The following is a 13,136-nucleotide window of genomic DNA, read 5'->3' as shown; positions in this document are numbered from 1 at the left end:
CAATCCCCGGTGACCATGCTGGCAGCCGCCTGCCACCGGCAGCCGGTACGGTCTACGTGTGTCAGCGCAGCGGGCGAGATCCACGGTTGCGGCCGAGGATCGCTCGGCCCACCCGGGCATCCCCGGTGTGCCGTGGTGGGGCGCCATTCTGATCGCGGTGGCCTGCACCTTTGCCGGCTTCGTGATCGACGCGGCTTCCGGCCACGGCGAGCTCACCTCCATCTTCGCCGTGCTCTATGTCATCGGTTGCGTCGCCGCGGTCCTCGCGGTCCGGCAGTCGGGGATCTTCACCGCCGTCGTGCAACCACCGCTGATCCTGTTCGTCGCGGTGCCGGCGGCGTACTACCTGTTCCACCGCAACGAGATCGCCGGACTCAAGGACATCCTGATCAACTGCGGCTACCCGTTGATCGAGCGGTTCCTGCTGATGTTCACGGCGACCGTGGTCGTCCTGCTGATCGGCATGGCCCGCTGGTACTTCGGGGCGCCCGGACGCGTGCGCGCCGCGGCTCCCAGGTCGGCGGAGGGCACGACGGCCAAGCCGGCCGCCCTGCTCGCCGGGTTCGGTGCCGCATTCGCGGGGCTGTTCAGCCGCGGGACGAAGGAGGCGCCGGCACGACGCCCGCGCACCGCCGACCACACCGCGAGCGCCAGGACGCCTCGGCAGCGCCGGGATCCCGCGGCCGAGGCAACCACCCGATCGCGGACCCCACGCACCCGCCGACCGGACGCCGACGAGGAGGCCGCCCCGCCGCGGCGCCGCGGCGAACCTCCGCCACGACGCCGGCGTCCCGCACGCGAGGCCGATCCCCGCAGCGCACCGCGCGAATACCGGACCCGGCCGCGCGAGGAAGACTGGTCGCCGCGGGCGCCGGAAGCAGCACCGCGACCGCGGCGGGCGAGCCGGTACGCCGACGCCTATGAACCGTACGAGCCCTACCAGCCGTACGAGCCCCCGCGCCGGGACTCCTATGTGCCGCCCCCGGACACGCATCTGCCGTACTCGAATGTGCGCTATCGCGGCGACGTCGACGGCGGTGACGGCTACAACGACGACGACGAGAACCGCCGGTACCGGCGGCCGCGCTGACGCTGGGCGAACCGCCTACGCGCGGGCCGGGCGAATCTCGCGCGGGAGCGCGAACACGAGGGTCTCGTTGGCGGTGGTGACCGGCTGCACGGTGTCGTACCCGTAGTCGGCCAGCCGCTCGAGCACGCCTCGCACGAGCACCTCGGGCACCGACGCGCCGGATGTCACACCCACGGTGGTGACCCCGTCGAACCACGCCGGATCGATGTCGTCGGCGTAGTCGACCAGATGGGCGGCGTCCGAGCCGGCACCGAGCGCCACCTCCACCAGCCGCACGGAATTCGATGAGTTCCGCGACCCCACCACGATCACGAGCTCACATTCGGGAGCCATGGCCTTCACGGCGACCTGCCGGTTCTGGGTCGCGTAGCAGATGTCGTCGCTGGGCGGATCCTGCAGCGTCGGGAACTTCTCGCGCAGCCGGCGGACGGTCTCCATGGTCTCGTCGACGCTCAGCGTGGTCTGGGACAGCCAGATCACCTTGGCGGGATCCCGCACGGTGACAGCGTCGACGGCGTCCGGGTTGTCGACTACCTGCACATGGTCGGGCGCCTCCCCGGCCGTGCCGACCACTTCCTCGTGGCCCTCGTGGCCGATCAGCAGGATGTCGTAGTCGTCGCGGGCGAAGCGCTTCGCCTCATTGTGGACCTTGGTGACCAGCGGGCAGGTGGCGTCGATCACCTTCAGGCGACGCTCGGCGGCCGTCTCGTGGACCGTCGGCGCGACCCCGTGCGCGGAGAACACCACGATGGCGCCCTCGGGAACCTCATCGGTGTCGTCGACGAAGACCGCGCCGGCCTTGGCCAGAGTGTCCACCACGTGCCGGTTGTGCACGATCTCGTGGCGCACGTAGACCGGAGCGCCGTGTTTCTCCAGCGCCCGCTCGACGGTCTCGACGGCCCGGTCCACTCCGGCGCAGTAGCCCCGCGGCTCGGCGAGCAGGACGCGCTTGCCCTCAGCAGCAGAGATCCCGGCTGACCGAGAGGCACCCGGGATTCCCATGTTGACCGTTGGCGGCATGGTGCCCAGGGTACTTTCCCCTGACTGTGCGGAGCCACTTCGCAGACCGGAAGTACTCTGACAGCCATGTCTAACGCACCGTATGGGGTTCGGCTGTTGGTCGGTGTCGCTGCGACGGCCGTCGAGGAGACGATGAAGCTGCCGCACACCATCCTGACCTATCCCATGACGCTGGCCAGCCAGATGGCACAGCTGGTGATGAAGATGCAGCAGGATGTGGCCGACCTGGTGATCAAGGGCGACAGCACACTGGAGAACTTCTTCCCGCCCAAGGACGAGCAGCCCGAATGGGCCACGTTCGACGAGGACCAGGACGACTCGGCTGCGGTCGACGGGACGAACCCGGCCGGCGACGACGGCGTTGCCGGCACCGAGGGACCGCGCCGGACCGAGGGGCGCTTCGCGCTGTACTCGACGGACACCGAGCCCTCGGTCGAGGATCCGAAGCCCGTGCGCGGTGTGATCGCCAACGTCCCGGACGTCGCGGTGGAGATCGACTACGACAGCCTGACCCTGGCCCAGGTGCGAGCACGGCTGCAGTCGCTCTCGGTCAACGAACTCGAGGAACTGCTGGCCTACGAGGAGACCGGCAAGGCCCGGGCCCCCTTCCAGACGCTGCTGGCCAACAGGATCACGCGCGCGTCGGCGAAGTGACGGCGGGGGACGCCGGGAGCGGCGCCGAACAGGGTAGGTCCCCGGAGAATCCGTGGCCGGTGCGCGCCGTCGCGACGCGGGTGGCCAAGTACATCGACCGGCTCGGGATGGTCTGGGTCGAAGGGCAGCTGACCGAGATCAAGGTGCGTCAGTCGACCGCCTGGATGGTGCTGCGCGACCCCGCAGCCGATATGTCGCTGTCGGTGAGCTGCCCGCGGGACCTGGTCGCCAATTCCCCGGTTCCGCTGACCGAAGGCACCCAGGTGATCATGCTCGGCAAGCCTCAGTTCTACACCCGAAACGGGTCATTCTCGTTGCGGATCAACGAGATTCGCGCCGTCGGCATGGGCGAGCTGTTGGCCCGTATCGAGCGGCTGCGCCAGCTGCTGCACGCCGAGGGATTGTTCGACCCGCGCCTCAAGCGGCGCCTGCCATTCCTGCCGTCGACCGTCGGGCTGATCACCGGGCGAGCCAGCGCCGCCGAGCACGACGTGACGTCGGTGGCTGCGGCCCGCTGGCCCGCGGTGCGGTTCGCGGTGCGTAACACCGCGGTGCAGGGGCCGACGGCGGTGGCCCAGATCGTCGAGGCACTGGCAGCCCTGGATCGCGACCCCGAGGTCGACGTGATCGTCATGGCCCGCGGCGGCGGCAGCGTGGAGGATTTGTTGCCGTTCTCCGACGAGACGCTGTGCCGGGCCATCGCCGCGTGCACGACGCCGGTGGTCAGCGCGGTGGGGCACGAACCGGACAACCCACTGTCGGATCTGGTGGCCGACGTGCGCGCGGCGACCCCGACCGATGCGGCCAAACGGGTCGTGCCCGACGCGGTCGCCGAACAGGCGCTGATTGGGGAACTGCGGACGCGCAGCGCACGCGCCCTGCGCAACTGGGTCGCCCGGGAGGAACGCCACGTCGCGCAATTGCGCAGCCGGCCGGTGCTGGCCGAGCCGCTGCGGATGCTCGAGGTGCGCGCCGATGAGGTCACGCGGGCCCGAGCCGCCGCGCGGCGCGATATCACCCGGCTGATCGGCGCCGAGACCGAGCGGGTCGGTCACCTGTCGGCCCGGCTGGGCACGCTGGGCCCGGCCGCGACGCTGGCCCGGGGTTATGCGGTAGTACAAACCGGTGACCGGGTGCTGCGGTCGGTTTCCGACGCCCCGGCCGGGACCGCGCTGAGGATCCGGGTCGCCGACGGCGCGGTGACTGCCGTGAGTGGAGGGAAGGATGATGACTAGAGACATTAGTGAGCTCGGGTATGAGGAATGCCGCGACGAACTCATCGAGGTGGTGCAGACCCTGGAGCAGGGCGGGCTGGATCTCGACGCGTCGCTGCAACTCTGGGAAAGGGGCGAGAAGCTGGCCAAACGGTGCGAGGAGCACTTGGCCGGAGCACGCCGCAGGGTCGAGGACGCGCTGGCCGCCGAGGACGCCGGGGACGACCGCGAGCGCGGCTGATCCCGGTCCCATACTCGAAAATAGAACACGTTTCAGTTATCCTCGCCACATGGGAGATGCATCACTGACCACCGAACTCGGCCGCGTGCTCGTCACCGGGGGTTCTGGCTTCGTCGGCGCCAACCTGGTCGCGACACTTCTCGACCGCGGACTGCAGGTCCGGAGTTTCGACCGGGTGCCGTCCCGGCATGCCGAGCATCCTGGGCTCGAGACGGTGGTCGGCGACATCACCGATACGGCCGATGTCGAGAAGGCCGTGGACGGGATCGACACGATCATCCACACCGCGGCCCTGATCGAGTTGATGGGCGGCGCGGCGGTCACCGACGAATACCGCAAGCGCAGTTTCGCCGTCAACGTGGAGGGCACCAAGAACCTGGTGCACGCCGGCCAGCGCGCGGGCGTGCAGCGGTTCGTCTACACCGCGTCCAACAGTGTGGTGATGGGTGGCCAGCGGATTTCCGGTGGCGACGAGACCCTGCCCTACACAACGCGTTTCAACGACCTGTACACCGAGACCAAGGTCGCCGCCGAGAAGTTCGTGCTGGCCAGCAACGGCGAGCAGGGCATGCTCACCTGCTCCATCCGGCCCAGCGGCATCTGGGGCCGCGGCGATCAGACCATGTTCCGCAAGGTGTTCGAGAACGTGCTGGCCGGCCTGGTCGTCGTGCTGATCGGCAACAAGAATGCCAAGCTGGATAACTCCTACGTGCACAACCTGATTCACGGTTTCATCCTGGCCGCCGAGCATCTGGTGCCCGGCGGCACCGCGCCCGGTCAGGCGTACTTCATCAACGACGCGGACCCCGTCAACATGTTCGAGTTCTCCCGCCCGGTGCTCGAGGCGTGCGGCCGGCCGTGGCCGAAGTTCTGGGTGTCCGGCGCGCTGGTCCACAAGGCCGTCACCGTGTGGCAGCGGCTGCACTTCAAGTTCGGACTGCCCCAGCCGCCGCTGGAACCGACTGCGGTGGAACGGCTCTACCTCGACAACTACTTCTCCACCGCCAAGGCCAAGCGCGATCTGGGCTACGAGCCGGTGTTCACCACCGCCCAGGCGATGGACGAATGCCTGCCGTACTACGTCGAGCTGTTCCACACCATGGAGCACGTGCACAAGACCAAGGCCCTGCCCAATACCGACACCCTCGCCCAGGTCTGATGCGCTGACCTCCATTCCCCGCGATCCCCGCATTCCCCGCGAACGTCCGTCTGTACAGGGACCCGCCGGGGTCAGGCGTACAGAAACGGACGCTCGGCGGTCGTCAGCCCGCCCCGGGCAGCGGGATTCGAGGCACCTCCGGGGTTCCCAGCCGGCCCGCCAGCCATGGCAGCGCCGAAGCGAAAGCCATACCGGCAGAGGCGAAGTCGTGCGCACCGCCGTATCCGACCACCGAGCACTCCACGTTGTGCCCGCTGAGCAGCAGGCACAATCTGCGGGCATTCGCTGCGTGTTCCTCCGAGTAGTTGTCCCAGTCACCGAGTTCGTGCGCTGACGGCGGAGCGCTGCCCGCCGCCCAATGTTCGGGCGCCATCTTCTCCGACACCCCCAACCAGGCCGCCATCTCGGGATAGGACCCGTGCCGCTCGATGACCGTCCGCGGATCGAAGTCCGCCCACGCCTGCTCGTCACCGCCGAACAACCGGGCAATGGTCTGCCGCCTGGTTCCGGCATTGGGCCCGAGCTGGCCGTCGAGCGCGACGAATGCGCCGAAGAGTTCCGGGTGCATCACCGCCGTCATGGCCGCACATGTCCCACCGGAGGACCACCCGACCAGACCCCAACGCGACGGGTCGGCGCTGACTCTGAACTTCGAAATGACAAAGGGCACAACATCTTTGATCAGATGGTCCGCCGCGTTGCCGCGTGGACCGTTGACACATTCGGTGTCGTTGCTCAGGCTGCCGGTGGTGTCCGGGAAGACGACAACCGGCGCATTGCCGCCATGGGCCGCGGCGAACCGATCGAGCGTCGTCACGGCGTCCGCGGCAACGGGCCAGTCCGACGGCTGACTGAACTCGCCGCCGAGCATCATCACCGCCGGAAGTTCCGGCGGTGGTTTGGATCCGAACCAGGCCGGCGGCAGGTACACCAGCTCCCGGCGGTGGCCGAATCCCGAGTGGTCGTTCGGAGTGTCGATCCACACGACGACACCCTCCGCGGGCCGGACGTCGTCCCGAACCAGCTGCGCGAGCGTCTCTTCGTCCACCCAGTCGTCGGGATGGCTGCCGGTAACCTGCCGCCACAACGCGGACATCGTCGGGAAGTAGCCGGTCGCCGCGTTGAGCGCCAGGCCTCCCGACAGGACGCACAACCCGACAGCCAGCAGCGAAACCGTGCGGCGCCACCACGCAACGCCGCGCCACCCGAACACCGCGGCCGCCACGGCGAAGCCGAGCGCGACGTTCCAGAACACCGCCTGCCAGGACACCGCTCGCGCCGTCCAGCCCTGGTGTGCGACGAACAACCGCAACGCGGCCGCGGTCGCGAAGCCCACCATCAACGCACCCGGAATCCAGCGGCGGATCCAGTCAGGGGGTCGCCGTCCCACCGAAACGATCACGGACGCCAGTGCCAAGAGCTGGACGGCCATCGGCAGCCAACCCGTGGTGAGTGAGATCCCGCCACGATGGGGTGCACCCGATGTCGCGGACGATCCGGACTCTTCACTCGGCACCCGCCGCTCGCGCGAGGGCACGTAGGTCGTCGTCGGCGGCTCGTTCCGGGCGGCGAGGTACGCCGCGCAGTCGTTCGCCGCGCCGCTCCCCTTCAGCCGGTCGATGATCCAGCCCACCGCCGCGAGCGATTCGACCCCACCGGCGTCGGGCCGAAACGACATCTGGATGCTGTCGCCCATCTGGCAGGCCCGCGTCAGCGCGCGATCGGTCCACGCCGCCGGCGTCGCCGGGTCGCGGCCGCCGTAGATCACGTACATCGGCGCCGAGGTCGGCCCTTGCGGCAAGGTGGTCTTCTGGAGGTAGCCCCGCAGCCTGTCCAGCGCCGGCGCGTCAACAGGTTGCAGGTCCTGCGGCGGAATCTGCGCGGCCAGCGCCAAGGCGTCGGCGCCGCGGCAGGCCAGCAGCGCGTCCCAATTCTGTTGTGCCACACCGCGCCGGTAGTCGTCGAGCTCCAGGTCGTAGCGGTGTTCGTTCTTCAACGCCGCCAGGAACCTGACGTACATCAGCTTCTGCTCGGCGGTGAGTGCGCCCGCGGCCGCCGCGTCGGCCAGCCCCTCGAAATCAGCCGCCGGCGACAGGCTGGCGGTGGCGATCAGGTCCAGACCGGATCCGTAGTCCTCCACCAGTTCGTTGGCGGCCCACGCGGCCTGCCCGCCCTCGACGCTGCCCAGCGCGGCCCAGGAATTCGATGTCGGCACGGGCACAAGGGCTTTGGTGGCCCGGACACCGTCGATCAGCACGTAGCCGGCGGTGGTGGAGTCCAGATAGGGGTGATAGCCGGCCTTGTCACCCGTCTGCCCCAGACCCTGGTAGTCGGGGACGAAGACCACGTACCCGGCGTCGAGCAATGCCCGTGCGGCGGCCGAATTCCCGAGCAGATCCGGCGACAATGACGCGGCGCATTCGGGCGTGGTGCCGACGGACCGGGGCGCCAGCGCCACCACGGGGAAGCCACCGGCGGGCGCGTTGCCCCTGGGCACGAACACCGAACCGGTGACGTGGGTGTTGTCATCGTCGATCCCCGAGCGGGACCGATAGGTCATGCCACTCGACCAGGCGGCGGCATCCCGCAACGCCGGGTCCAGGTCGGGCAGCGGGGCGGCGGCGACCACCGTGCCCGCCCCGGGCTCCCCCGGGCCAGCTGGCTCGGCGGACCTCCCGCAGCCCGAAAGGGCAACGAGAAGCAACAGCCACAGCAGGACGACCGAGCGAAGCACCCGCGGCTACGGAGTGACGATGTTGAACCAGAATGGGAATGTGTCGAGCATGCCGACGAACTGGTCCACCGACTGTCGGTCGCCGTCGAGGGTGACCTTCTTCTGATCGATACCGTCGGTGAGCTTGAGCTTGCCCAGCTGGATCTGGTTCATCGTCTCCTTGGACAACGTCAGACTCGCACTCGGATCGGGAACATGGCCGGGTGCATAGTTGAGTACACCGTTCTCGACGGTCAGGGTGTAGTCCTTCTTCAGATCGTCGAATGTCACGTTCAGCTTGATGTTCTGACCGGCGGCCTTCTGTCCGTTGAGCCGGACCGCCAGATAGTCGAACATCATTTCCGGCGGCATCGCCTCGATGGTGTCCGGGCTGGCAGTATCAGTGCCGCCGGCAGTGGGCACACCGTTGCGCAGCTCATGGGCGCCCTGCAGGTAGACCGATCGCCACGGACCGGACTCGGCCTGATAGCCCATCTGCTCGTAGCTATCGGCCAGCAGATTCTTGGCGTCGGTGTTATTGGGATCGGCGAACACCACATGCTTGAGCACCATTGCCACCCAACGGTATTCACCGTTGTCGAAGTCCTTCTTGGCCTTGTCGATGATGGCGTCCGCACCACCCATGTAATCGACGTACTTCTTTCCTGCCGGCTCCGGTGGCAGGTCGTCGAGGTCGGACGGGTTACCGTCGTACCAACCCATGTAGCGCTGGTACACCGCGCGCGAATTGTGCTTCAGTGTCCCGTAATACCCGCGGTCGGGCCAGAAGTTGTTCAGTTCCGGCGGCATCTGGATCTCTTCGGCGATCTCCGACCCGATCATGCCGTTGTTCATCATGCGCACCGACTGGTCGTGCATGTACTTGTACATGTCACGCTGACGCTTCCAGTAGTCGATGATCTTGTCATGCCCCCACATCGGCCAGTGGTGGCTCTGGAACTTGACCTCGGTGTTGGGCCCGTACGTGTTGATGGTGTCGTTGAGGAACTGTGCCCAGATCCGGGCATCACGCACCTGCGCGCCCCGCAGTGTCAGCAGGTTGTGCATGGTGTTCGTGGTGTTCTCCGCCATCCACATCGCTTTGAATTGCGGGAAGAACGTGTTCATCTCCGTCGGCGCCTCGGTGCCCGGGGTGAACTGGAACTCCATGTCCACGCCGTCGATGGTCATCTTCTGCCCGGTTGCCGTGACAATGTCGGTCGGAATGATCAATGTGGGCACACCGGTCGAAACGGTCTGACCCAGACCGCCGTTGACACCACCTTGCGGGTTCCGCGGCAAGAGCGCCCCATACATGTACACCGCGCGCCGCGACATCGCGTTGCCGGCGATCACGTTCTCACTGACGGCATCCTCGACGAAGTTCGCCGGGGCGATCACCTTCACCTTGCCGGCATCGACGTCGGCCTGATCGATGATCCCACGCACGCCGCCGTAATGGTCGACGTGCGAATGACTGTGCAGCACAGCGATGATCGGCCTCGGGCCCAGCTTCTCGTTGACCAGGTCGAGCGCCGCCCTAGCGGTCTCGGGTGAGATCAGGGTGTCGTAGACCAGCCAGCCGGTGTCACCCTTGATGAAGGTGATGTTGGACAGATCGTAGCCGCGGACCTGGTAGATCTTGTCCTTGACGACCTCGAAAAGACCGTATTCCATGCAGAGTTGGGCGTTGCGCCACAGGCTGGGGTTGACGGTATCCGGGGCGGCCTTGTCGTCGCCGATGTATTTCTTGTACTCCTCGAGGTCCCAGACGACGTCACCCTTGTCGTTCTTGATCGTGAGCGTGTCCGGTCGGGCGATCAGGCCGCGCTTGGCGTCGTCGAAATCGCCGCGCTCGTTGAACGGCAGCGAGTCGGCGATCTTTCTGTTGGCCGCCTTGGTGGCGTCGGTGGCCCCCTTGACCGAGTTGTCCAGCTGGTGATCGCCACCGCCGTTGGACGCCGAACCACCACCGTTGCCGTTGTCGCATCCGCTCAACAAACTCGTTGCCGCAACGCCGCCCACACCGAGCAGGCCGAGACGGCCCAACATCATTCGGCGCGACCAGTATCCGGCGGCAGTATTGGTTCCAGCGGCTTCAGTGGACGGGGATTCCTCGGAGTTGGCCATCAATCGAATTTAGCCTTCCGTTCAATCCATTACTACCTTTCGCCGTCATTGGTCCGGCAACTCGGCGAACCTCTTCTTGACGTCGTTGTACCAACCCATCGACTTGATCGGATGGCGCCAGCGCCCCTTCATGTCCTCGCGAGCGGGCACATGAGCGTCATCGCCGCCCTTGACCAATTCCTTCAGATGCTGGTCCTGCGCGTTAATGATCTGGTCGGCGCTCTCACCGTGATGCACGAGGCCACAGGGGCCGCCGAGGTCCTGACACGTCATCGCTTTCATAGGGGTCCTCCTTCTGGTGGTCACACCCGGTGGTCCGGGTACGTCAGGATGGTGACGCGCCCGACGACGAAAGTGTGACCGGTATGCCGAGCGACAACCTTCTCGAGGATTTCGAGGCCCAGCGTGCGCGCCTGCAGCGCGTCGCCAGTGCGATCCTCGGCGACGCCGACGCCGCGCAGGACGTCGTACAGCAGGCGTGGCTGCGGCTGCACGGCAACGACGGCCAGATCGACAACCTGGCGGGCTGGTTGACCACGGTGACCTCACGGTTGTGCCTGGACCGGCTGCGCGCGCGAATACCCACACCGACGGAGACGATCGAGATCGAGGCGACTGCGCCCGATCCGATCGATGACGTGGTGCTGGCCGATACCGTCGGCATCGCGCTGCAGGTGGTTCTCGACCGGCTCACGCCCGCCGAGCGGGTGGCCTTCGTGTTGCACGAGAGCTTCAGGGTGGACTTCGCATCCATCGCCGCGATGCTCGATTCGACGCCGGCCGCGGCACGCAAGCTAGCGTCCCGGGCGCGGGCCAAAGTACGCCCGGCCGCACCCGAGGACGCGCTGGCCGACTGGGAGGTGGTGGACGCCTTCATGACCGCCGCTCGTGAGGGTGACTTCCGGCGGCTACTCGAGTTGCTCGCTCCTGATGTGGTGGTGTCCGCCGACGCGGCCGCCGTGGCGCTCGGCACGCCGGCCCGGATGGAGGGTCGCGGACAGGTTGCGGGCTTCTTCAATGGCGCCGCGAAGGCCGCCTTCCCCGTCTTCGTCGACGGTCGTCCCGGCGCCGCGTGGATCCACCGCGGCGAGGTCAAGGTGGCGTTCGACTTCACGGTCGAGGGCGGACGGGTGGGCCATCTGCAATTCCGCGCCGCCGACGACGTACTGGCCGGGGTGCAGCGCCGCGAGGGCGGGACGGCGCGGCAGTAGCCCTAAAAAGGCATCGAAAGCTATTGCCACTAACCAATGTTCGCCGGCTGAGCTCTGGCTGAGAACTGGTCGAGCACCTTTCCAGCGGGCTCGTTGTCGCCTACGGTGAATTTCGGGACAGCTTCAATCCACCGACCGAGGGGGCATCGATGCCTGACGGAAAGCCCAACATTCTGGTCATCTGGGGCGATGACATCGGAATCAGCAATCTCAGTTGCTACAGCGACGGCCTGATGGGCTATCGCACACCGAACATCGACCGGATCGCCAACGAGGGAATGCGCTTCACCGACTCCTACGGCGAGCAAAGCTGCACCGCGGGCCGGGCCGCGTTCATCAGTGGCCAGAGTGTGTACCGCACCGGGATGAGCAAAGTCGGCGTGCCGGGCGTCGATATCGGCTGGGCCGCCGAGGATCCGACGATCGCCGAACTGCTCAAGCCGCTGGGCTACGCCACCGCACAATTCGGCAAGAACCACTTCGGCGATCTCAACAAGTACCTGCCGACGGTGCACGGGTTCGACGAGTTCTTCGGCAACCTGTACCACCTCAACGCCGAAGAGGAACCGGAGAACTACGACTACCCGCACGCCGATCAATTCCCGCGGTTGCACGACTTCGCGCTGCCGCGCGGCGTGCTCAAGTGCAAGGCCACCGCCGAGGTGTCCACCGAACCGGACCACCCGAAGTTCGGTCCCGTCGGCAAGCAGACCATCGAGGACACCGGCCCGCTGAACACCAAGCGGATGGAGACCATCGACGACGACATCACCAGCGCCACCATCGACTACATCAAGCGCCAGCAGGGCACTGACAAACCGTGGTTCGTGTGGATGAACACCACGCACATGCACCTGTACACCCACACCAAACCGGAGAGCCGCGGGCAGGCCGGGCTGTGGCAGTCGGCCTACCACGACACGATGATCGACCACGACCGTAATGTCGGCGCCGTGCTGGACTGCCTGGATGAACTCGGCATCGCCGAGGACACCATCGTCATCTACTCCACCGATAACGGCCCGCACCGCAACACCTGGCCCGACGGTGGCACCACACCGTTCCGCAGTGAGAAGGACACCAACTGGGAGGGCGCTTTCCGGGTGCCGGAGATGATCCGGTGGCCCGGCAAGATCACGGCGGGCACGGTCTCCAACGAGATCATCCAGCATCACGACTGGCTGCCCACCCTGCTGGCAGCTGCCGGGGAACCGGACATCGTCGAGAGGCTGAAGAAGGGGCACACCGCCGGCGCGGACGGTAAGACCGAGTACAAGGTCCATATCGACGGCTACAACCTGCTCCCCTATCTGACGGGCGAGGTCGACGCCAGCCCACGGCGCGGGTTCTTCTACTTCTCCGACGACGGCGATCTGGTGGCAATGCGGTTCGAGAATTGGAAAGCGGTGTTCATGGAGCAGCGCTGCCAGGGCACACTGCGGGTGTGGGCGGAGCCGTTCACGGTGCTCCGGGTGCCACTGCTGTTCAATCTCCGCACCGACCCCTATGAGTTCGCCAACATCACGTCCAACACCTACTACGAATGGTTCATGCGGCACGACTACTTCGTCTTCTATATGACGGCAATGGCGGCGAAGTTCCTCGACACCTTCAAGGAGTTTCCGCCGCGCCACCCACCGGCCAGTTTCAGCGTCGACCAGGCCGTGGAAAAGCTGCACCAGTTCCTCGCCCACGACTAGCATT

The 13,136-nt window shown here is 66.8% G+C and carries 11 protein-coding genes; 7 read left to right on the top strand and 4 right to left on the bottom strand.

Annotated features, from left to right (window positions below; genetic code table 11):
* The first annotated feature begins 58 nt into the window (after nt 1-58).
* On the top strand, nt 59-1,090 hold the full coding sequence (locus U0R18_RS08925) for a DUF6542 domain-containing protein (protein WP_526367835.1): 1,032 nt from the start codon (nt 59-61) through the stop codon (nt 1,088-1,090).
* Nucleotides 1,091-1,105: 15 nt separating this feature from the next.
* Here U0R18_RS08925 and U0R18_RS08920 read toward each other — a convergent pair whose 3' ends face one another.
* Nucleotides 1,106-2,110, bottom strand: coding sequence for a 4-hydroxy-3-methylbut-2-enyl diphosphate reductase (locus U0R18_RS08920; protein ID WP_526367834.1), 1,005 nt, complete (start codon nt 2,108-2,110; stop codon nt 1,106-1,108).
* Nucleotides 2,111-2,176: 66 nt separating this feature from the next.
* On the opposite strand from U0R18_RS08920, the gene U0R18_RS08915 reads away from it, so the two are divergent.
* From U0R18_RS08915 to U0R18_RS08900, 4 genes are read left to right on the top strand one after another with little or no spacing between them, the layout of a single operon-like run.
* Nucleotides 2,177-2,764 (top strand): lipid droplet-associated protein, encoded by a 588-nt coding sequence (locus U0R18_RS08915; protein ID WP_526367833.1) that lies wholly within the window; start codon nt 2,177-2,179, stop codon nt 2,762-2,764.
* On the top strand, nt 2,761-3,999 hold the full coding sequence (xseA, locus tag U0R18_RS08910) for an exodeoxyribonuclease VII large subunit (protein WP_526367832.1): 1,239 nt from the start codon (nt 2,761-2,763) through the stop codon (nt 3,997-3,999). Before U0R18_RS08915 ends, xseA begins: the two co-directional genes overlap by 4 nt.
* Complete coding sequence (locus U0R18_RS08905; RefSeq protein WP_526367831.1) at nt 3,989-4,219, top strand: exodeoxyribonuclease VII small subunit; 231 nt, start codon at nt 3,989-3,991, stop codon at nt 4,217-4,219. Before xseA ends, U0R18_RS08905 begins: the two co-directional genes overlap by 11 nt.
* A 49-nt stretch (nt 4,220-4,268) precedes the next feature.
* Nucleotides 4,269-5,378 (top strand): 3-beta-hydroxysteroid dehydrogenase, encoded by a 1,110-nt coding sequence (locus U0R18_RS08900; RefSeq protein ID WP_526367830.1) that lies wholly within the window; start codon nt 4,269-4,271, stop codon nt 5,376-5,378.
* A 103-nt stretch (nt 5,379-5,481) separates the two neighbouring features.
* On the opposite strand, the gene U0R18_RS08895 is transcribed toward U0R18_RS08900, so the two are convergent.
* From U0R18_RS08895 to U0R18_RS08885, 3 genes are all read right to left on the bottom strand, one after another.
* On the bottom strand, nt 5,482-8,007 hold the full coding sequence (locus U0R18_RS08895) for an alpha/beta hydrolase (RefSeq protein ID WP_526367829.1): 2,526 nt from the start codon (nt 8,005-8,007) through the stop codon (nt 5,482-5,484).
* Nucleotides 8,008-8,118: 111 nt separating this feature from the next.
* Nucleotides 8,119-10,221: an alkyl/aryl-sulfatase gene (locus U0R18_RS08890; RefSeq protein ID WP_526367828.1), complete on the bottom strand. Its 2,103-nt coding sequence runs from the start codon at nt 10,219-10,221 to the stop codon at nt 8,119-8,121.
* A 45-nt stretch (nt 10,222-10,266) separates the two neighbouring features.
* Nucleotides 10,267-10,503 (bottom strand): hypothetical protein, encoded by a 237-nt coding sequence (locus U0R18_RS08885; protein WP_526367827.1) that lies wholly within the window; start codon nt 10,501-10,503, stop codon nt 10,267-10,269.
* Nucleotides 10,504-10,586: 83 nt separating this feature from the next.
* On the opposite strand from U0R18_RS08885, the gene U0R18_RS08880 reads away from it, so the two are divergent.
* Together U0R18_RS08880 and U0R18_RS08875 are read left to right on the top strand one after the other, a co-directional pair.
* Nucleotides 10,587-11,432 carry an RNA polymerase sigma factor gene (locus U0R18_RS08880; protein WP_526367826.1) on the top strand — a complete coding sequence of 282 codons (846 nt, stop codon included), beginning with the start codon at nt 10,587-10,589 and terminating at the stop codon, nt 11,430-11,432.
* A gap of 149 nt (nt 11,433-11,581) precedes the next feature.
* On the top strand, nt 11,582-13,132 hold the full coding sequence (locus U0R18_RS08875; RefSeq protein ID WP_526367825.1) for an arylsulfatase: 1,551 nt from the start codon (nt 11,582-11,584) through the stop codon (nt 13,130-13,132).
* Nucleotides 13,133-13,136: the final 4 nt, after the last annotated feature.

The sequence above is a fragment of the Mycobacterium sp. genome (assembly GCF_046330795.1).
Classification (GTDB): domain Bacteria; phylum Actinomycetota; class Actinomycetes; order Mycobacteriales; family Mycobacteriaceae; genus Mycobacterium.
Note: the sequence above shows the minus strand (reverse complement) of the source record. Positions and strands in the feature narration are given on the sequence as shown.